Origin of the sequence: Rhizobium sp. Leaf262, assembly GCF_001422245.1 — a bacterium.
Lineage (GTDB): Bacteria > Pseudomonadota > Alphaproteobacteria > Rhizobiales > Rhizobiaceae > Agrobacterium.
This window is the reverse complement of record NZ_LMMM01000005.1, coordinates 14,061-34,439: the sequence shown is the minus strand read 5'-3', so window position 1 is coordinate 34,439 and position 20,379 is coordinate 14,061. Positions and strand designations below refer to the sequence as shown.

21 protein-coding genes and 1 tRNA gene are annotated in these 20,379 nt (G+C 56.6%); 18 read left to right on the top strand and 4 right to left on the bottom strand.

All coding sequences use genetic code 11. The features are described from left to right. The first annotated feature begins 144 nt into the window (after positions 1 to 144). The 4 genes from ribH (at position 145) to ASF29_RS07225 (ending at position 4,661) form a co-directional block, all read left to right on the top strand. Positions 145 to 591: a 6,7-dimethyl-8-ribityllumazine synthase gene (ribH, locus tag ASF29_RS07240; RefSeq protein ID WP_062449984.1), complete on the top strand. Its 447-nt coding sequence runs from the start codon at positions 145 to 147 to the stop codon at positions 589 to 591. 4 nt (positions 592 to 595) lie between these two features. Further along, on the top strand, positions 596 to 1,093 hold the full coding sequence (nusB, locus tag ASF29_RS07235) for a transcription antitermination factor NusB (protein ID WP_062449983.1): 498 nt from the start codon (positions 596 to 598) through the stop codon (positions 1,091 to 1,093). 18 nt (positions 1,094 to 1,111) lie between these two features. Further along, positions 1,112 to 2,338 (top strand): MFS transporter, encoded by a 1,227-nt coding sequence (locus ASF29_RS07230; protein ID WP_062449982.1) that lies wholly within the window; start codon positions 1,112 to 1,114, stop codon positions 2,336 to 2,338. Between the two features lie 184 nt (positions 2,339 to 2,522). Next, positions 2,523 to 4,661 (top strand): sodium-translocating pyrophosphatase, encoded by a 2,139-nt coding sequence (locus ASF29_RS07225; protein ID WP_062449981.1) that lies wholly within the window; start codon positions 2,523 to 2,525, stop codon positions 4,659 to 4,661. Between the two features lie 72 nt (positions 4,662 to 4,733). On the opposite strand, the gene ASF29_RS07220 is transcribed toward ASF29_RS07225, so the two are convergent. Next, on the bottom strand, positions 4,734 to 5,273 hold the full coding sequence (locus ASF29_RS07220) for an outer membrane protein assembly factor BamE (protein ID WP_062449980.1): 540 nt from the start codon (positions 5,271 to 5,273) through the stop codon (positions 4,734 to 4,736). A 276-nt stretch (positions 5,274 to 5,549) separates the two neighbouring features. On the opposite strand from ASF29_RS07220, the gene ASF29_RS07215 reads away from it, so the two are divergent. From ASF29_RS07215 to ASF29_RS07175, 9 genes are all read left to right on the top strand, one after another. Then, the gene (locus ASF29_RS07215; protein ID WP_062450158.1) at positions 5,550 to 6,101 is read left to right on the top strand and encodes a ubiquinol-cytochrome C chaperone family protein; all 552 of its coding nucleotides are present in this window, start codon (positions 5,550 to 5,552) and stop codon (positions 6,099 to 6,101) included. Continuing rightward, a complete protein-coding gene (locus ASF29_RS07210) occupies positions 6,098 to 6,661 on the top strand; it encodes a DUF177 domain-containing protein (protein ID WP_062449979.1) in 564 nt (187 codons plus the stop codon). The genes ASF29_RS07215 and ASF29_RS07210 overlap by 4 nt, the downstream gene beginning before the upstream one ends. 100 nt (positions 6,662 to 6,761) lie before the next feature. After that, positions 6,762 to 7,823, top strand: a complete 1,062-nt coding sequence (gene plsX, locus ASF29_RS07205; RefSeq protein WP_062449978.1) for a phosphate acyltransferase PlsX — start codon at positions 6,762 to 6,764, stop codon at positions 7,821 to 7,823. A 3-nt stretch (positions 7,824 to 7,826) separates the two neighbouring features. Beyond that, entirely contained in the window at positions 7,827 to 8,798 is a 972-nt protein-coding gene (locus ASF29_RS07200) for a beta-ketoacyl-ACP synthase III (protein ID WP_062449977.1), read from the top strand. A 144-nt stretch (positions 8,799 to 8,942) separates the two neighbouring features. Further along, positions 8,943 to 9,281: an integration host factor subunit alpha gene (locus ASF29_RS07195; protein WP_062449976.1), complete on the top strand. Its 339-nt coding sequence runs from the start codon at positions 8,943 to 8,945 to the stop codon at positions 9,279 to 9,281. A gap of 166 nt (positions 9,282 to 9,447) precedes the next feature. Next, a complete protein-coding gene (locus ASF29_RS07190; protein WP_062449975.1) occupies positions 9,448 to 9,984 on the top strand; it encodes a MerR family transcriptional regulator in 537 nt (178 codons plus the stop codon). 108 nt (positions 9,985 to 10,092) lie between these two features. Then, the gene (locus tag ASF29_RS07185) at positions 10,093 to 10,800 is read left to right on the top strand and encodes a hypothetical protein (RefSeq protein ID WP_062449974.1); all 708 of its coding nucleotides are present in this window, start codon (positions 10,093 to 10,095) and stop codon (positions 10,798 to 10,800) included. A 65-nt stretch (positions 10,801 to 10,865) separates the two neighbouring features. After that, a tRNA-Leu gene (locus ASF29_RS07180) sits at positions 10,866 to 10,951 on the top strand. Positions 10,952 to 10,977: 26 nt separating this feature from the next. Beyond that, positions 10,978 to 11,496: a hypothetical protein gene (locus tag ASF29_RS07175; protein ID WP_156462563.1), complete on the top strand. Its 519-nt coding sequence runs from the start codon at positions 10,978 to 10,980 to the stop codon at positions 11,494 to 11,496. 25 nt (positions 11,497 to 11,521) lie between these two features. Here the strand turns inward: ASF29_RS07175 and ASF29_RS07170 are convergent, their stop codons facing one another. Then, a complete protein-coding gene (locus tag ASF29_RS07170; RefSeq protein ID WP_062449972.1) occupies positions 11,522 to 12,982 on the bottom strand; it encodes a TrkH family potassium uptake protein in 1,461 nt (486 codons plus the stop codon). Between the two features lie 89 nt (positions 12,983 to 13,071). Between ASF29_RS07170 and ilvA the strand changes: the two genes are divergently transcribed. Beyond that, entirely contained in the window at positions 13,072 to 14,346 is a 1,275-nt protein-coding gene (gene ilvA, locus ASF29_RS07165; protein WP_062450157.1) for a threonine ammonia-lyase, read from the top strand. Positions 14,347 to 14,408: 62 nt separating this feature from the next. Continuing rightward, positions 14,409 to 14,720 carry an HlyU family transcriptional regulator gene (locus tag ASF29_RS07160; RefSeq protein WP_062449971.1) on the top strand — a complete coding sequence of 104 codons (312 nt, stop codon included), beginning with the start codon at positions 14,409 to 14,411 and terminating at the stop codon, positions 14,718 to 14,720. A 69-nt stretch (positions 14,721 to 14,789) separates the two neighbouring features. Here ASF29_RS07160 and ASF29_RS07155 read toward each other — a convergent pair whose 3' ends face one another. Beyond that, positions 14,790 to 15,404 carry an FMN-dependent NADH-azoreductase gene (locus ASF29_RS07155; protein WP_062449970.1) on the bottom strand — a complete coding sequence of 205 codons (615 nt, stop codon included), beginning with the start codon at positions 15,402 to 15,404 and terminating at the stop codon, positions 14,790 to 14,792. A 134-nt stretch (positions 15,405 to 15,538) separates the two neighbouring features. Between ASF29_RS07155 and ASF29_RS07150 the strand changes: the two genes are divergently transcribed. From ASF29_RS07150 to ASF29_RS07140, 3 genes are all read left to right on the top strand, one after another. Then, positions 15,539 to 16,516, top strand: a complete 978-nt coding sequence (locus ASF29_RS07150) for a LysR family transcriptional regulator (protein ID WP_062449969.1) — start codon at positions 15,539 to 15,541, stop codon at positions 16,514 to 16,516. 164 nt (positions 16,517 to 16,680) lie between these two features. Further along, entirely contained in the window at positions 16,681 to 18,516 is a 1,836-nt protein-coding gene (ilvD, locus tag ASF29_RS07145) for a dihydroxy-acid dehydratase (protein ID WP_062449968.1), read from the top strand. Between the two features lie 218 nt (positions 18,517 to 18,734). Next, complete coding sequence (locus ASF29_RS07140; protein WP_062450156.1) at positions 18,735 to 19,487, top strand: DUF5131 family protein; 753 nt, start codon at positions 18,735 to 18,737, stop codon at positions 19,485 to 19,487. Here the strand turns inward: ASF29_RS07140 and ASF29_RS07135 are convergent. Then, a complete protein-coding gene (locus ASF29_RS07135) occupies positions 19,448 to 20,350 on the bottom strand; it encodes a three-Cys-motif partner protein TcmP (protein WP_062449967.1) in 903 nt (300 codons plus the stop codon). The genes ASF29_RS07140 and ASF29_RS07135 overlap by 40 nt on opposite strands. Between the last annotated feature and the right edge of the window lie 29 nt (positions 20,351 to 20,379).

Genomic DNA, 20,379 nt, shown 5'->3' with positions numbered 1-20,379 from the left:
CTTGCGATCAAACTGCGAATTTTTGCGATAGTGTTCGCAGGCTCGGAGCTGCCATGCGCGAAAAATGCTTGCTAAAGCACGCAAGCCATGGTTTGACCGCGCCAAAAGCCGGGATGATCCGGCGCAGCTTTTCAGGAAATCCCCATGTCCAAGCCTCATCTTCTCATCGTGGAAGCACGTTTTTATGACGATATGGCCGATGCACTTCTCGACGGCGCAAAATTCGCGCTCGATGAAGCTGGCGCCACCTATGACATCATCACCGTTCCCGGCGCACTGGAAATCCCGCCTGCCATCGCCATGGCGCTGGATGGTGCCGATAATGACGGCACGGAATATGACGGCTTCGTTGCGCTGGGCATGGTCATCCGTGGCGAGACCTATCACTTCGATATCGTGTCCAACGAATCTTCGCGTGCGCTGATGGATTTGGCCGTCAGTGAATCGCTTGCCATCGGCAACGGTATCATGACCGTTGAGAACGAGGATCAGGCATGGGCGCGCGTTCGCCGCTCCGACAAGGACAAGGGCGGCTTTGCAGCCCGTGCAGCGCTGACCATGATCGAACTGAAGAAGAAACTGGGCGGCTGAGAGTATGAGCAACACAGATAACGCTTCCGAGCCACGCCAGCCATCCACCAAGCCCGTCAATCAGCGCGGCGCAGCACGGCTTGCTGCTGTTCAGGCACTCTACCAGATGGATGTCGGCGGCACCGGTGTGATGGAAGTCGTCGCCGAATACGAGGCGCATCGTCTGGGCCAGGAAGTTGACGGGGAGACCTATCTGAAGGCCGACCCTTCATGGTTCCGCTCCATCGTTGCCGGTGTCGTGCGCGACCAGACCAAGATCGATCCTCTCGTGCGCTCTGCTCTTCAGGAAGACTGGCCGCTGTCGCGTCTGGACACGACTGTCCGCGCCATCCTGCGTGCGGGTACCTTCGAAATTCTGGAGCGCAAGGATGTTCCGGTCGCCGTCATCGTGACCGAATATGTCGAAATCGCCCGGGCGTTTTTCGAACATGACGAGCCCAAGCTCGTCAACGCGGTGCTGGATCGCATTGCCAAGCAGGTGCGTGGCGAGGCAAAGCGTTAAGAGACATCCGAGGAAGACATGAGCGCCGTTTCCGTTCCGGGACTTGAACAGCAACTGAACGACGCAAAGCGCAATGTCTTCCTGCTCTCCATGGCGCAGGCCATTATGGGCTCTGCCGGGCCGCTCAGTTTTTCGGTTGGGGCTCTGGCTGGCTATCAGTTGCTGGGCGCCGATAAATCTCTGGCAACGGCACCGCTGACGGGTTTCAACATCGGCGTTGCCTTCGGCGCTATTGCCGTTGCTCTTGCCGCACGCTTTCTGGGCCGCAAGGCGGGGTTCATTCTGGGAGCGCTTCTGTGTTCCACTGGCGGCGCGCTTGCGGCAATCGCTCTGTTTCGCACCGATTTTTGGCTGTTTGCGCTCGGCCTGCTGCTGATCGGCGTCGCCGGTGGGTTTACCCAGAAAATCCGCTTTGCCGCAGCCGACGCGTCACCTTCCTTCTACAAGCCCAAAGCCATTTCATGGATATTGGCCGGCGGCATCATTTCCGCCATTCTGGGGCCGCAACTGGCCATATTCGGAAAGGATTTGCTGGAACCGGTGATGTTTGCGGGTGCTTTCATGGCGCTCGTTCCATTGGGGCTGATTGCGGCTGCGATCTTCTGCTTTCTGACACTGCCAGACCTGAAAGACCACTCGACGACACGCGAGCCTGCGCGCCCCTTGAAAGAGATCGTCCTAACGCACCGTTTCATGACGGGCATGGTTTGCGGTATCGGGACCTATGCACTGATGACCTTCATGATGATCGGCGCGCCGCTGGCCATGGTCATCGGCTGTGGCTTTCCCAGCGAACTGGCAACGCTGGGCATTCAGTGGCACGTGCTGGGCATGTTCGGCCCAAGTTTTTTCACCGGCATGCTGATTTCCCGCTTCGGTGCGGAAAAGGTGGTGGCAGCTGGACTTTTCGTGCTGATGGCCTGCGCCACCGTCGCGCATATGGGCATCGAACTTTGGAATTTCTGGGCAGCTCTCATTCTTCTCGGCATCGGCTGGAACTTCGGTTTCATCGGTGCGACCGCCATCGTATCGTCCAGCTACCGCCCGCATGAGGCCGACAAGGTGCAGGGCTTCCACGATATCATTCTGTTCGGCACGGTGGCGCTATCGTCCTTCACCTCGGGGCAGGTGTTCACGGCATGGGGCTGGTCGGTAATGAACCTCGTGATCTGGCCGGTTGCCGGGACCTGTCTCCTGCTCATTCTTTTCCTTTTGCTAAAGCAAAAGCCGAAAGCGGTCTCCTAAGCGTTTCAATCGACATCTTCGCACTTGACGCGGCGGCTTTCGCCAACGCATCCTTGCCGCGCAAGCCGTTGTTCCTTGGAGGGGAATCGGCGGCTTACCTTGGCGCGGGGCCTTGCTCCCTGCGTCCCGCATGGTTTCGCCCGCCGGGAAGGGAGTGAGCCCGGCACATTGGAGGTAAGTGCGAATGACCGTCATTGCATTGGTAATTTTATGCGGTGTCCTGTCCGTGGTGTACGCGGTCTGGGCAACGAAAAGCGTTCTGGATGCCGATCAAGGCACAGAGCGCATGCGTGAAATAGCAGGTTACATTCGTGAGGGCGCGCAGGCGTATCTCACCCGTCAATACATTACCATCGCAATTGTCGGTGTCATCGTTGCCATAGCGGCCTGGATATTGCTCTCGCCGGAAGCCGCGATCGGTTTCGTCATCGGTGCGGTGCTTTCGGGCGCTGCCGGGTTCGGCGGCATGCATGTGTCGGTTCGTGCCAATCTGCGCACGGCGCAGGCCGCATCCCACAGTCTGGCCGCAGGCCTCGACATCGCCTTCAAGTCCGGTGCCATCACCGGCATGCTGGTGGCGGGTCTCGCGCTGCTGGGTGTGTCCATCTACTATCTCGTGCTGACAGCCGGGCTTGGCCACGCCACCGGCTCGCGTGAGGTGATCGATGCGCTGGTGTCCCTCGGTTTCGGTGCATCTCTGATTTCCATCTTCGCCCGCCTCGGCGGCGGTATCTTCACCAAGGGCGCCGATGTCGGCGGCGATCTGGTCGGCAAGGTGGAAGCGGGCATTCCCGAAGACGATCCACGCAACCCCGCGACCATCGCCGACAATGTCGGTGACAACGTCGGCGATTGCGCCGGCATGGCTGCGGATTTGTTCGAAACCTATGCGGTTTCCGTGGTCGCGACCATGGTCCTTGCCGCCATTTTCTTTGCCGGTGCGCCAATTCTCGAAAGCGCGATGATCTATCCGCTGGCGATCTGCGGTGTGTGCATTCTCACCTCGATTGCCGGGACATTCTTCGTCAAGCTCGGCACCAACAATTCGATCATGGGTGCGCTTTACAAGGGGCTGATCGCAACGGGCGTCTTTTCCGTCGCAGGTCTGGCTGCGGCCACGTCGATCACCATCGGCTGGGGTTCCATCGGCACGGTCGCGGGTAAGGATATCACCGGCACCAACCTTTTCTTCTGCGGTCTTCTCGGCCTGCTGGTCACGGCGTTGATCGTGGTCATCACGGAGTACTATACCGGCACCAACAAGCGTCCGGTCAATTCCATCGCGCAGGCCTCCGTCACCGGGCACGGTACCAATGTCATTCAGGGTCTTGCCGTCTCGCTGGAATCGACTGCACTACCGGCCATCGTCATCGTCGGTGGCATCATCTCGACCTATCAGCTCGCGGGCCTTTTCGGCACCGGCATCGCGGTCACCGCCATGCTGGGTCTGGCGGGCATGATCGTGGCGCTGGATGCCTTCGGTCCGGTAACGGATAACGCGGGCGGTATTGCGGAAATGGCCGGTCTCGATCCCGACGTACGCAAGGCCACCGACGCGCTGGATGCCGTCGGTAACACCACCAAGGCCGTGACGAAGGGATACGCCATCGGCTCGGCGGGTCTTGGTGCGCTGGTGCTGTTTGCCGCCTATTCCAACGACCTGTCCTATTTTGCGGCCAATGGCGACCTCTATCCTTACTTTAAGGATATCGGTGAAATATCCTTCAGCCTTTCAAACCCCTATGTGGTGGCGGGCCTGCTGTTCGGCGGCATGATACCCTATCTCTTCGGTGGCATCGCCATGACGGCGGTGGGCAAGGCGGCAAGCTCCATCGTAGAGGAGGTGCGTCGCCAGTTCCGTGAGAAGCCCGGTATCATGCAGGGTACGGAAAAGCCTGATTACGGCAAGGCCGTGGATTTGCTGACAAAGGCTGCGATCCGGGAAATGATCATCCCTTCGCTGCTGCCGGTTCTGGCGCCGCTCGTGGTCTATTTCGGCGTGCTGCTGATCTCCGGTTCGAAGGCATCCGCCTTTGCTGCCCTGGGTGCATCGCTGCTTGGCGTCATCATCAACGGGCTTTTCGTGGCCATTTCCATGACCTCGGGTGGCGGCGCATGGGACAACGCCAAGAAAAGCTTCGAAGACGGCTTTATCGACAAGGACGGCGTGCGGCACGTCAAGGGATCGGACGCGCACAAGGCCTCGGTGACGGGTGATACGGTGGGTGACCCCTACAAGGATACGGCAGGCCCTGCCGTCAACCCGGCGATCAAGATCACCAATATCGTGGCGCTGTTGCTGCTTGCCGTTCTGGCGCATTAAGCGAACCCGCTGAAACGAAAAGGCCCGCGAGACGAATATCTCGCGGGCCTTTTTGGGTCTGGTGTCGGCTGATTAGAAGCCGCTGCCGTTGTCGCCACTCTGGCCGAGGATGCTCTTTGCGATGCCCGCGCCTGCCGTGCCGCCGGACAGCAGCTGTTGCAGGAAGGTCAGATCCTTGCCGCCCGTTGGCGTCGTGCGCGAAATCGTATCGAAGACCTTGCCGTCCTGAAGCGTATAGTTGGCCTTCTGGGAAACGACGCCGTTCTTGTCGAAATAGATCGCCAGAATGTTCTGTTCCACCAGTTGCGGCTTCATGAAGGCGGCCTTGCGGACACGCTTCTGGGAAATGTAGTAGAACACCTCGTTGCCGAAGGTCGCGGTGGTGGATGGCGTGCCCATGGTCAGCAGCACCTGTTCGCGGCTGGAGCCGACGGGGATGAGCTGGAGGGACTGTTCGTCGGCGACATAACCGTTATGGAAAACGTCGGTGGTGCTGGAGCAGGCCGTCAACAGGCTGGACGCGATGACGATCGCCACGGCAGTCTTGCTCAGAAACTTGGTCTGCGTTCCGGACTTCTGCTTGCTCACCTGCGTTTCCCCGACTGCGATCATGAATGGCACCTTCCGGCATTGCTGACGTGTTGTACCGCTTCTGCACACACGATTATGTCAATCCGGGGACGGAAATCCCCGCTTCACAACGGATTGCAATGGTTCTGTGAAAATGACGCCTCCTCCGGCGCTTCTCTTCGACTGTTTCAGCACGATGATGAACGTGACCTCAACGGCATTGCAATTCTCGGATGCTTCGGTAAACCAGCTTTGGCAATCATGCAACACGGGCAATGGGCGAGACGCGATTTCGTCGATCAATATTCGGAAATTTCGATGGTCTTCGGTCTTTTCAAGAAGAAAAACAACAATCAGGCCATCGTCGATCGGCAATATACCACGTTGACGACGGCGGCACGGCACCCGGATTTCTATTTGCATTTGAATGTGCCCGACACCGTCATGGGTCGCTTCGAGCTTCTGGCCATCGTGATGATTCTCTATTTCAGGCGTACCAAGTCTTCTGCAACGAGCGGACAGGAGATCGCGCAGGAGATCATCGATGCGTTTTTTCAGGACCTCGATCACTCCATGCGGGAGCTCGGTATCGGTGATCAGGGCGTACCCAAGCGGATGAAGAAATTTGCGGGCATGTTTTTCGGTCGACTGGAATCCTATGCGGCAGCGCTTGATAACGCAGACGCTGAGGCCCTTGCAGCGGCCCTGACACGCAATATATACCCCCAGGCAGAAGTGCCGGCGCCGGATATGCGCGGCCTTGCCAACTGGATGATGACGGCGTCCGACGTCCTATCTGCTCAGTCCGAAGAGCTGATTGCGACAGGTCAGGTCACGCTGCCCGCCCCAGAGTTTGAGAGGTTCCAATGAATTCGCACCATGCGGCCAATGACGACGTTCCTTTTTCCTATCCGGTCAAGGTAGGTCATATTTCCGCCAATCCCGTCAGGATTGGTCTGTCCGCGAACGCCGACGAACTGAAGGCGCTTGCGAAATTGTGGGATGTTGTTTCCGTCGAGTATCTGAAAAGCCAATTGCAGGTCACGCGCTGGAAAAGGGATGGCATCAAGATCACGGGCGATGTGCAGGCCGGGTTGACCCAGTCCTGCGTGGTGACTCTGGAGCCGGTTTCCAGTGTCGTCGACGAGACGTTCGAGCATGTCTTCGTGCCCGAAGGATCGAAGCTTGCCCGTATGATGACCAACGAGCAGGGCGAGATCGTGCTCGATCCCGATGGTCCCGATACGCCTGATCAGTTCAGCGGCGATACGATCGATGTCGGCGCGGTTGTCGCGGAATTTGCGGCGCTCGCCATCGATCCATACCCGCGCAAACCGGATGTCGATTTTGCCGGATACGGCGAAGCAAAGGCCGGGGAAGACAAAAAACCATCGCCATTTGCGGTGTTGAAAGATTGGAAAAAGGACTGAATGCGGTCGGTCGCGGCCAAGAATTCAGTTGTAAGCGGTCGCGGAAACGGTATTTTCGCGCAGAATTTCGCCGCAGGGCGGTAAAAAGGATCAGGGACGAGTGATCAGAATAGCAATTGACGTCATGGGCGGGGACTTTGGCCCTGATGTTGCCATTCCCGGTGCTGCCAAGGCGCTGGAACGGCATAACGATGTGACTTTCCTGCTCTACGGGCAGAAGAGCAAGTGCGACCCTATTCTGGCGCAATTTCCGAAACTGCGGGAAAAAGCGACGTTTTTTGACTGCGAAGTCTCTGTCGCCATGGATGAGAAGCCCAGCCAGGCGCTTCGCCGTGGCCGCTATGTTTCAAGCATGTGGCGCGCCATCGAAGCCGTAAAGCTGGGCGAGGCGGATGTCGCCGTTTCCGCAGGTAATACCGGCGCTTTGATGGCGATGGCGAAGTTCTGCCTGCGCACCATGGCACGGGTGGAGCGTCCGGCGATTGCAGGCATCTGGCCAACGCTGAAGGGTGAGAGCATTGTTCTCGATATCGGCGCCACCATCGGTGCCGATTCCCAGCAGTTGCTGGACTTCGCGATCATGGGCAGTGCCATGGCCCGGGCGCTTTTCGACATTGACCGCCCAAGCGTCGGTTTGCTCAATGTGGGCGTTGAAGAAGTGAAGGGCCAGGAAGAGGTTCGCGAGGCGGGTCGCCTCATTCGCGAAGCCGATCTCGGCACCATCGATTATCGCGGCTTCGTCGAAGGCGATGATATTGGCAAGGGCACGGTCGATGTGGTGGTCACAGAAGGCTTCACCGGCAATATTGCGCTCAAAGCTGCGGAAGGCACGGCCAAGCAGATCACTACGCTTCTGCGCGAAGCCATTTCCCGCAGCTTTATCGCCAAGATCGGTTATATCCTGGCCAAAAGCGCGTTTGACGTGCTGCGCGAAAAGATGGACCCTCGCAAGGTGAATGGCGGTGTGTTTCTGGGCTTGAACGGCATCGTCATCAAGAGCCATGGCGGCACAGATGCCATGGGCTTCGCCTCTGCGGTCGATGTCGGCTACGACATGGTGCACAACGGCCTCACTGCGAAGATAGAAAATGATTTGAAAGCATACCACGCAAGACGGCTGCCGCCTCCGGCGCCTGAAGTGCTTGTGGTCGATGAGGAATAACGGATGATCCGCTCAGTAGTACGGGGTTTTGGGGCCGCGCTTCCAAAACGGGTAATGACGAATGAGGACATCGAAAAGGTCGTGGACACCACCGATGAGTGGATCGTTCAGCGCACCGGCATCAAGCAGCGCTACATCGCAGGCGACGACGAAACGACATCGTCGCTGGGCGAGGCTGCTGCACGCGCCGCACTTTCGAACGCAGGTATCGAAGCTGCTGATATCGATCTGATTATCGTCGCAACATCGACGCCGGATAACACCTTTCCTGCCACTGCGGTCAATATTCAAAACCGCCTCGGCATCACCGGTGGCTTTGCCTTCGACGTACAGGCGGTCTGTTCCGGATTCGTCTACGCGATGGCGACGGCCGATCTCTACATCCGTGGAGGAATGGCAAAGCGGGTGCTGGTCATCGGTGCCGAGACCTTCTCCCGCATTCTGGACTGGACCGATCGCACCACCTGCGTGCTGTTCGGGGATGGTGCAGGTGCAGTTATTCTTGAGGCAGGTGAGGGCGAAGGCAAGACGTCCGACCGAGGCGTTCTGACCTCCAACCTGCGGTCCGACGGTTCGCACAAAGACAAGCTCTACGTCGATGGTGGACCCTCAACGACAGGCACGGTTGGGCATCTGCGCATGGAGGGCCGCGAGGTGTTCAAACATGCGGTCGGCATGATCACCGATGTCATCGAAGCTGCATTTGAAGCAACGGGTACCACGGCGGACGATCTGGACTGGCTGGTGCCACATCAGGCGAACCGCCGTATCATCGATGGTTCGGCCAAGAAACTGGGAATTCCCAGCGAGAAAGTCGTGATCACGGTAGACCAGCATGGCAATACGTCGGCTGCATCCATTCCGCTGGCGCTTGCCGCTGCTGCCTCCGATGGTCGCATCAAGCGGGGCGATCTCGTCATGCTGGAAGCCATGGGCGGCGGTTTCACATGGGGCGCGGTTCTGCTGCGCTGGTAAAATATGCTTTACGAAGCAGTGTAAGCCATTGCCACTATTGCTGGAAATGCCTAAACGATTCTGGAAACTTTGCTTGACCGGTCGTCCCAAGGGCAATAATCTCGGGTGGCTTCAACGGGATAAAAGAGAGCGGTGCGGGGAAATATGGCCGGGAAAACTGTGACACGTGCGGATCTAGCCGAGTCTGTGTTTCGTAAAGTGGGGTTGTCCCGAACCGAATCCGCCGAACTTGTCGAAACCGTGATCGATGAAATCTGTAATGCGATCACGCGTGGAGAGGTCGTTAAGCTCTCTTCCTTCGCAACCTTTCAGATCCGCGAGAAGAACGAGCGTATCGGTCGCAATCCGAAGACCGGTGAGGAAGTGCCGATTTCGCCCCGCCGTGTCATGACCTTCAAGGCCTCCAATGTTTTGAAGCAGCGCATTCTCAAGGCGCACTCGGCACGCAAGGCAAAGCAGAAGACCCCGAAGTCCGGCTCCTGATGCTTTTATTTTTTGTGCAGGGCTCCGTTTTCTGCACGTCTAGATTCCTTATCTCCTGTGAACATAGTTGAATTTCAACCGACAAGCCGTTGAAATCAAGGCGATTCGCATCGTACCTTTCATCGTGTTTTGAAAAATCCCGCTTTTGGCTGGATGGGAGTTGAACTTGGATAAAAGCCCCGACGCCTTTCGAACCATCAGCGAAGTGGCTGAGGATCTGGACCTTCCGCAGCACGTTCTGCGCTTTTGGGAAACCCGTTTTCCGCAGATCAAGCCCATGAAGCGCGGCGGTGGCCGACGCTACTACCGTCCTGACGATGTCGATCTTCTAAAGGGCATCCGCCACCTTCTTTACGATCACGGCTATACGATCAAGGGCGTGCAGAAGCTGCTCAAGACCAATGGCAATCGTTTCGTATCCGCAATTGCCTCTGGCGATCTTGCCACGATGGAAGCCATCATGGCCGCCAGCGGAGAGAAGGAAACCGCAGAGCCCCGCGTGGCCCATGCGGAAGAGGACGAGGTTGTTGGACGCCCCAAGGCGAAGCCGAGTGGCCGTTTCTTCGGTTTCGGAGGCTCTGGCGACGACACGCCGGAAATTTCCATCGGAAAATCGAGCATCAGCAAGGACGATCGCGCACTTTTACAGGAAGCGTTGTTTGATCTTCTTGAATGCAAGCGCTTGTTGGATCAGGTTCGCTGACACGCAACGGGTTGTGGATAAATCCGTTTTTGTTCCGCATTTATGTCAAATGCCAACCTTTCGGAAACTCCTTGGGCCGATAATGCGCGCGGACAAGGAGTAATCCCCGTGAGCAAAAGAAAATCGACAAGCCGCCGCCGTTTATCCGCCAAGTCAGGCGGTTCGGGTCTCTGGTCGTGGTTGTTGCTGCTGGGCGTCGCCGTGGGCGGCATCCAGATCTATGAGCACCGCGATAGCCTTATGCCGACGCTGAAAGGTACCGTTGCTTCCGTTTCCAGACAGGCGCCCGCCCAGCCCAAATCACCGTCGCGCGAGATCGCGACCGAAAGACAGAGAATATCGCCGACCCAGACCGTCGCCTTGCCAGCAAGTGGTGCGCCTGTTCCGCCACGCGGAATCGCGATGCCTTTGGGTGCTGGCGCAACGCAGACCGCAAATGCAGCGCTGCCATCGCCTCGTCCGCAGGCGCAGAACGTTTCGTTGACGGAAAAGCCGGGCGCTTTTGCCTTTTGCGGGCGTTCGGGCCTCAACAATTGCGTGGCGGACGGCAATACCTTCTGGTTGAAGGGCGTGCGGATGAAATTGGCGGGCATCGATGTGCCGCAGACCGACCAAGCCCGTTGTCTGGAAGAACGTCAGAGAGGCTTTACAGCCAAAGTCCGCTTGCGTGACATGCTGAATGCCGGCGGTTTCCAGGTCGCTTCGGCAGGTGCATCCTCTACTCTGTCGCGTTCCGGCGTGTCGTTTGCGGACCAACTCGTCAAAGAGGGTCTTGCGCGTCCGGCGGGAGCCAGAAATCAATCATGGTGCGGTTAAATCCGCACCATGACCTCAACGCACCGTTGACCTCAGCCATCTGCGCTGTGTAGATAAAACCGCAAGCGGACGTGGCGGAATCGGTATACGCAGCAGACTTAAAATCTGCCGGCCCATGGTCTTGCGGGTTCAAGTCCCGCCGTCCGCACCATTGTTCTCAGGCACTCCACATCCGAAATGAAAAATACTGTATCCGGCGTTCCCTGCGCGTTCCCGGAGAGGTTCTGCCAATCGTTTGCCTTGGCGGCAATAAGCGGTGTGGCCGTTGCAAATGCAAATTCTGGGAGTTTCTCCATGAAATTAGGACAGATCATGATACCTGCGCTCGGCGTTCTGGCGCTATCCGCATTGACTGCTATCGCTGCTCCACGTTCGCAGTTGCAGCGGGATATCGAAGGCTATGCTGTGGCGACCTGCCTTGCACTGCAGAATGACGTCGTTTTGAAGGAACAGGGAGATGGATGGGCGAGCATTATCGTTCAGCGTGGATATGGACGTATTGAAGACTGGCAGCCTTTGATCGACGCGGTGACCTTGACCGTTAGCCAGGTGCCGATGACGGTGATCAAGGGAGAGGGCATCTCATCCAAGCAGATGCCTGTCTTTTATTGTGCAGAGATCATCGATCAACCAGAGGTGCGCAACACGATTAACGCCACCAGGGAAAAAATGAAATCTGCCTACGACGACCGATGACGAAGATGCCGATGTTTGGACTGACTCAACCCTTCCAGAACAAGGGCATTAGCAGCACCAGCACCGTCAATATTTCCAGACGCCCCAGCAGCATCATCAGTGAGAGAAGATAGAGAGCCGGGTCGCTGATGGTTGAGAAATTTCCGGCGGGGCCGATGATGGGGCCGACGCCGGGGCCGACATTGGCGAGTGAGGTGGCGACCGCGGAGGTTGCTGTCAGGAAGTCGTATCCCATCGCGCTCATGAAGAGGCTCCCGCCGATCCACAGCGCGATGAAGCAACTGATGAACAGGAAGACGTTTCGGATGGTTTCGGCGTCAACGACCTGGGCACCGTAACGCACGGTGTAGACCGCGTCGGGATAGAGCAGCTTCTTCAGCCCCGTCTTCACGACATTGAAGACAATGACGAAACGGTAGGCCTTGATGCCGCCAGCGGTGGAGCCGGAGCAGCCGCCCATGAAGGTGGCGAAGAAGGCTACGACCACCACGAAGGGTCCCCAGAGCGTGTAATCGTCGCTGGCAAACCCGCCCGTCGAGAGGATCGATGTCATGTTGAAGAAGGAATGGCTGAGTGCAATGTCCAGCGGCACGCCATTGGTGATGTGGTGGTAGATGCCGACGGCCAGCGATATCGCGCAGAGATAACCGATGAAGACGCGGATTTGCGGATCGTGGAGAATGTCCATCCGGCCTCGCACGGCGAGCAGGATCATGACCGAGAAGGGCAGGCTTCCAAGGATTAGGAAGAAAGTGGCGATCCACAGCAGTGCGACATTGTTGCCGAAGAAGGCGAAGGAGGCATCATGGGTGGAAAAGCCGCCGGTTGCCACCGTGGACATGGCGTGGTTCAGCGCATCGAAATGCGTCATGCCAGCGAAGTCAAAGGCGATGGTGCAGGCAAGGGTCATTACAACATAAATGCCGACAAAGGCCTTGGTGAAGCTCGCCAGCCGGGCAAACGGCCTGTCGTTGGCGGTGTCTGAGGATTCCATGCGAAAGAAGGTCATGCCACCGACGCGCAGCAGCGGCAGGATGAAGAGGCCGAGGGCGACGATACCAATACCGCCCAGCCAGCACAGAAGCGACCGCCAGATGAGGATGCCTTGTGGCGCCTTATCCAGACCGAATATGGCGGTGGAGCCGGTTGTGGTGATGGCCGATACGGATTCGAAGATCGCCTGACCGAAGCTGAGGTTGAGCTCCGAGAGATAGAGCGGCACCGCGCCGATCAGCGAAAAGACCAACCACAGTACATTGACGAGCAGAAAGCCGAACCTTTTGTTGAAGGTGGGCATGGGCGCGCGGGTGGCCAACGCGCAGGCCAACGCAAAGCCGCCACACATGAAGCCAGAGGTGGCAAAAACCGCCCAGTCATTGTTGCCATAGTACAGGTCGGTCATGGCAGGGATGAACATCGCCGTCGACATGTAAAGCCCGAAGACGGAAGCGATGTAGAGCACTGCGCGCAAAAGGTTGCTGTTCAAGAAATGGAACCTTGATTGAGTGAGCCGTACCAAAACCGCGCAAAGAGTCTTTGTGTCAGGCGTTTTCCTATGGCATAGCGGGTGCCATCGTGAAATTCAATGGATTGAAAATCGTGGACAAACTGCTTGTAGAGGCCGCACGGCGGGAAGTTCGGGAATTGTTTCCCGAAACGCCGTTGCAGTTGAATGAACATCTCAGCCGTCGGTACGGAGCCGAGATTTGGCTGAAGCGTGAAGACCTCACGCCTGTTCGTTCCTACAAGATTAGAGGTGCCTTCAATTTTCTCCGCAAGGCCGTGGCAACTACGGGCAAGGACAAGGTTTTCGTTTGCGCATCCGCCGGCAACCACGCACAGGGCTTTGCGTTCGCGTGCCGTCATTTCGGTGTGCATGGCGTGGTCTTCATGCCGGTAACGACGCCGCAGCAGAAGATCGACAAGACCCGCATCTTCGGTGGTGAATTCATCAAGATCAGGCTGATCGGCGATATCTTCGATCAGTGCTATGCGGCTGCCCGCGCCTATGTCGAAGAAAATGACGCCTATATGGTGCCGCCCTTCGACCACAAGGACATCATTGAGGGGCAGGCGACGGTTGCTGCCGAAATTGTCGATCAGTTGCCGGATTCCAAAGCACCCGATCTGCTGGTCATGCCGGTTGGCGGTGGCGGGCTTTCCGCAGGGCTCACGGGCTTTTTTGCGGGTAAGGTCGCGAGCAGCAATTTCATTTTCTGCGAGCCCGAGGGTGCGCCGAGCCTGAAGAAGAGCCTTGAGGCCGGCAAGGCCGTGACGCTCAACAAGGTCGATAATTTCGTGGATGGTGCGGCGGTGGCACGCATCGGCGATCTGAACTTCGAAGCGCTGCAGCATTTTCCATCCGAGCAGGTGCAACTGATCCCTGAAAACGCGATCTGCGTCACGATCATCGACATGCTCAATCTGGAAGGCGTGGTGCTGGAGCCTGCGGGCGCGCTGTCCATCGCGGCATTGGAGCTGATCGGTCGGGAAAGGCTGGAAGGCAAGCGCGTGATCTGCGTCGTTTCCGGTGGCAACTTCGATTTCGAACGCCTGCCTGATGTCAAGGAACGCGCCATGCGGTACACGGGCGTGAAGAAATACTTCATTCTGCGCCTGCCACAGCGGCCCGGCGCGCTGCGAGATTTCCTCAATCTTCTCGGGCCGGACGATGATGTCGCCCGTTTCGAATATCTCAAAAAGTCTGCCCGCAACTTCGGCTCGATCCTGATTGGTATCGAAACGACGGATCGCGAAAACTTCAACGGCCTGTTCCAGCGCTTCGAAGAGGCGGGATTGGGTTATGAGGACATCACAGAAAACGAAATCCTCGCCAATCTCATTATCTGATTGCAGTGACGACCGGGCAGGGCGGGAATACCGCCCGCCGATACTCAAAAGGAAGGTACATCATGGCTTCGTTCTTCTCGAAAATCCTTTCGGCCTTTGGCTCATCCTCGCCGTCCGATGCACCCAAACAGGCGGAAACATCTGAGGCGCACGCCTATAAGGATTGCACGATCTACGCGACGCCACTGAAAGAGGGCGGGCAGTACCGGCTGGCGGGTCGGATCGAAAAGACGGTGGGCGAGGAAACATTCACGCATGAATTCGTGCGGGCCGACGTCTTTACGAGCCTCGACGATGCAGTCGAATGCACGGTGCGCAAGGCGCAACTCATCATAGACCAGAATGGGCCTTCTCTGTTTTCAGACAAAAAATAACGGCCGCGAGAGACTCGCAGCCGTTAGGAGAGAGATGAGAGCGGCGTTGCGAAACGCCGCTTTTTTCAATCAGGCAGCCTTGGCCAGTTCTTCGACCTTGGCATTGGCGTTCGCGAAAGCCTTTTCAGCAGCTTCCGGACCAAATGCGAAGCCTTCGATGCGCACTACTTCGACGTCCGTCAGTCCCATGAAGCCCAGAACAGTCTTGAGGTATGGAACGGCATGTTCCATTGGAGCAGCCGGGCCTTCGGAATAAACGCCTGCAGATGCCAGAACGATGTAGACCTTCTTGCCCGTGGCAAGACCAACCGGTCCAGCTTCCGTGTACTTGAAGGTCAAGCCAGCGCGGGCGATATTGTCGATCCAGGACTTGAGGCTGGAGTAGATGTTGAAGTTGATGAGGCCTGTGCCGATGACGATGGTGTCGGCTTCCATCAGTTCTGCAACGCGCTTGTCGGAATAATCCGCAGCCTTGGCTTCTTGCGCGTCGCGATCGGCAGGAGCCTTGCGAATTGCAGCTGTCGACACAGGGTCGAGATGCGGGATCGGGTCCTTGCCGAGGTCGAGATGCGTGATGGCGCCGTTCGTCTGAGCTGCAAGCTTCTGCGCCAGATCTGTCGCGTACTTCGTGGAGATGGATTCGTCAGCGCGTGGGCTGGATGTTACGAGAAGAATTTTCGACATTTGGAATATCCTGTTTGTGATCTGTGGTCAGACGGATTTGGGACGATCCGATTGCTGTAGTCTATATCGTGGAATGTTCTCATCTAGAAAACTGTGATAATATGGAAGCAACCTATCGATAAATTGGATGGACCATGGAAGCCAACCCTACACTTGATCAATTACAGGTTTTTTTGGCAGTTGCTGAGACGGGCAGTTTTTCGGCGGCGTCACGGGCGCTGAACCGGGCGCAGTCTGTCGTCAGCTACTCCATCGCCAATCTCGAAGCTCAGCTTGAAGTGACCCTGTTCGAGCGCAGCGGCGTGCGTCAGCCGAAACTGACGAACGAAGGCACGGCCATGCTGGAGCATGCGCGCCGCATCGTTGCGGGTCTACAGGACCTGCGAGCGCGCGCCAAGGGGCTGAAACAGGGTTTGGAAGCCGAGCTTTCGCTGGCCATCAGCACCATGGTCCCGGCTGAAGCGGTCGTGGAGGTGCTTCGCGAATTTCGCGAGCAGTTCCCGACGGTCACCCTCAACCTTAATGTGGGAGAGCTTGGCATGGTCATGGACATGGTGCTGAACCGCAAGGCGGGAATCGGTATCGGCGGAGCCATGTTCCACCAGGATGATGGGCTGGTGATCGACAAGGTCGGCCATTCCTTTATGGTGCCAGTTGCGGCATCAGATCACCCTCTCGTGCTTATCGATCGCCCGTTGACCCTTGCCGATGTGCGCGAAGAGGTCCAGCTTGTAGTGACCGATGCGTCCGGCCTGACCAAAGGCCGGGATTTCAATGTCCTTTCTTACAAGAAATGGCGCGTCAGCGATATCGCCACCAAATACCAGTTGATCAGGGGTGGCCTTGGATGGGGCGGTCTGCCAGCTTCCGTGGTGCGCAACGACCTGATGAACGGCGTGCTGAAGGCTCTGCAGCTTGACGCATATGAAGGCGGGGAATACCCGCTTTATGCGCTGCGCAAGGCCGATACGCCGTGTGGGCCAGCGGCAAAGTGGCTTGTTGATGCGTTTCAGGAACGCTTGTCGCAATGCCCCGACCACGAAGGCTTCCTGAGTTATCTCACGCCGGACTACAAGAATGCACTCACCGATCTGCGGGAGGCCGCGGAGTAGCGCGACGCCGCAAAAGCGGATTTCCGTACCGTACCGAACCGTACTGTTTTACGGCAAGGTGACAGTGACAGGCTTTCTGCTTTGGAGTAGAACGCTTCACAACGCGAAGAGGGCGCGGGAGGGCAAAATCCGCCTACGCCTGAAGACAATCGAGGAATAAGCATATGCCAGTTTATCGCTCCAGAACGACAACCCATGGCCGGAACATGGCCGGTGCGCGTGGCCTTTGGCGCGCGACCGGCATGAAGGACGGCGATTTCGGCAAGCCGATCATTGCGGTCGTCAATTCGTTCACGCAGTTCGTGCCGGGCCACGTTCACCTGAAGGATCTCGGCCAGCTGGTTGCGCGCGAAATTGAAGCAGCTGGCGGTGTTGCCAAGGAATTCAACACCATTGCTGTCGATGACGGCATCGCCATGGGGCATGACGGCATGCTCTATTCGTTGCCATCGCGCGAAATCATCGCCGATAGCGTCGAATATATGGTCAATGCCCATTGCGCGGATGCGATGGTTTGCATCTCCAACTGCGACAAGATCACGCCCGGCATGTTGAACGCGGCCATGCGCCTCAACATTCCCGCCGTTTTCGTCTCCGGTGGACCGATGGAAGCGGGCAAGGCCGTGCTGCACGGCAAGACCGTTGCGCTCGATCTGGTCGATGCCATGGTCGCCGCTGCCGATGACAAGATGACCGATGAGGAAGTCAACACCATCGAGCGTGCCGCCTGTCCGACATGCGGTTCCTGCTCGGGCATGTTCACCGCCAATTCCATGAACTGTTTGACGGAAGCGCTTGGCCTGTCGCTGCCCGGCAACGGCTCGACGCTTGCCACCCATTCCGATCGCAAGCGCCTGTTCGTCGAGGCTGGCCATCTGATCGTGGATCTGGCGCGCCGCTATTACGAGCAGGATGACGACACGATCCTGCCGCGCTCTATCGCCACCAAGGCTGCCTTTGAAAATGCCATTGCGCTGGATATTGCCATGGGCGGTTCCACCAACACGGTGTTGCATATTCTGGCGGCTGCCCATGAGGGTAATGTCGATTTCACCATGGAAGACATCGACCGCATGTCGCGCCGGGTGCCATGCCTTTCCAAGGTCGCGCCTGCCAAGCAGGACGTGCATATGGAAGACGTGCACCGCGCAGGTGGCATCATGCGTATTCTGGGCGAACTGGAACGTGGCGGTCTCATCAATACCGATTGCTATACGGTTCACGAGGCAACGCTGGGCGACGCCATCGACCGTTGGGATATTACCCGCACCAACAGCGAAACCGTGCGGAATTTCTTCAAGGCTGCGCCGGGTGGCGTGCCGACACAGGTGGCTTTCAGCCAGTCTTCGCGCTGGGACGAACTCGACACCGATTCCAACACCGGCGTCATCCGCTCCGTTGAAAATCCGTTCTCCAAGGATGGCGGTCTGGCCGTGCTGTACGGTAACATCGCGCTGGACGGCTGCATCGTGAAGACGGCTGGCGTTGATGAATCCATTCTGAAATTCAACGGTACCGCCGTGGTCTATGAAAGTCAGGATGCCGCAGTGAAGGGCATTCTGTCCAACGAAGTGAAGGCGGGTGACGTCGTCGTCATCCGTTACGAAGGCCCCAAGGGCGGTCCGGGCATGCAGGAAATGCTCTACCCGACCAGCTATCTGAAATCCAAGGGTCTGGGCAAGGCTTGTGCACTCATCACCGACGGACGCTTTTCCGGCGGTACGTCTGGCCTCTCCATCGGTCACGCGTCCCCGGAAGCGGCCCAAGGCGGTGCCATCGGGCTGGTGCGTCAGGGCGATCTCATCGAGATCGATATTCCCAACCGCACCATCAACCTCAAGGTCGCAGACTCCGAACTGGCGGCGCGCAGGGCCGAGCAGGACCAGCTTGGCTGGAAGCCGGTGGAACAGCGCAAGCGCAACGTGACGACGGCGCTGAAGGCCTACGCGGCGTTTGCGTCCAGCGCGGATAAGGGTGCTGTCCGGATTTTGCCGGAGTAGGTTAAGTTAGGGGTAGTCTTACTGGATAAATCACGCCAAGGAGGATTGGCGTGATTTATTCGTAAGAATTTTATTAATTTAAGTGGTTTAAGTTTTTTTGCTGCGCTCGACGAAAATGCATCGCATTTAATTCAAATGAGATTATATTCCTTTTAAGGCGTTTTTCGGTATAGGATACTGCTAGTTCCTTATCGTATCTGGTTATGGCGGGTTTAAAAATGGCAGAAACTTCCATTGAGTGGACTGACTCAACTTGGAATCCCGTGGCGGGCTGCTCAGTAGTAAGCGCCGGATGCACAAACTGCTATGCAATGAGGATGGCAGCTCGTTTGGAGGCTATGGGTCTCCAGAAATACGAAGGTCTTACTAGGAAAACGGGCGGTAGAGCAAAGTGGACCGGTAACATTGTGCTGGACGAGAAATCGCTTTCAATTCCTTTGGGATGGAGAAAGCCTCGGAAGATTTTCGTAAACTCTATGTCTGACCTTTTTCACAATGATGTCCCTGTAGAGTTTATTCATAGGGTGTGGTTAGTCATGAAAGAGGCTAATCATCATAATTACCAAATATTGACGAAACGACCAGACCGAATGGCTGCAGTTTTACGTTCGCAGGGCTTTGATATTTTGCCAAACGTCTGGCTCGGCACCAGTGTTGAAAACGACGGCGTGATTGAGAGACTGGATTTTCTACGTGAAGTTCCTGCCGCCGTTCGTTTCGTATCCTACGAGCCGCTTATAGGCTCAGTGGCTAATGGAAACTTGAATAATATTCATTGGGCAATAGTCGGTGGTGAGTCTGGACCTAATGCCCGACCAATCAACCAGCAGTGGATCGACGAAATTTTTGATCAGTGTGCGGTTTCTGGCGCCGCGTTTTTCTTTAAACAGTGGGGAGGCATAAACAAAAAAGCTGCCGGGCGAACATATCGTCAGCGGACTTGGGACGAAATGCCTGCGTTGAGTATGTAACTTGCTATTTCAGAGGCAACTTTCACTGCTTTTTTGTTTGGGTTCGAAACTGCAAAAAACAAAGATGCCATGGGCGCTCCGTTAGAGTGACGCAGGCGGAGTGGTTTTAAGACTGTGCCCTTAAACACCGTTTTTAATCTGTTTTGGACCCAAGCCTCAATACGATTCACGTCAAAGGATCTATATTCTGTCTTGAATGTTTCAAACATATCGGTCTGCACATCGTTATCCTGGTACCATTCGGTTCGCCATGATTCAGTGCCAAACACACGATTGAGAGCGTCGATCTTTGACTGATCAAGCTTTGCCGGGTCTTTGGGGGCGTTTCTATAAAGTCCAGAAAGTGGAAAGAAATACCAACAGTCTAAAGCTTTAGTTTCGGCGATCGCTTTCACCGTATCCCAAGAAACCTCCATCCCATATGGGTCGAGAAATATTACGCCGCGCATATTTTCGTTATGCCAGTCATATCTTCTACAAATATGCTGAACGATTTTATTAGCGTCACCAGTTCTAACTTGTGCTGGCGATTGTGGATATTCTGATAGTACACTTTTCAAAGCCGATGATTTTGCAGGGTCTTGCTCTATGAGCACGACTGAATGAAAAGTCGGCCTTACGCCTAAAGCGATCCGGGCTGAGCCGGGTGTGTTAACTTCAATTGTGGTTTCAGCGCTATCCCCAAAAAACGGAAGCGATGCGTGAGTTACCGTTCGGCTACCGGTGCCAGCGAATGCATCGATATAAACTCTCGCAAAGCCTTTTTTACTAAGTGCTATTGAGTAGGCCGTTAAATACTGTTGAAGGCAAGAAAGTTTGGTATGAGTATCAAGACTTCCAAATATATGACGTTCACTTGTCATTCCGCCCCCAGAATCATGCGACAGATAAA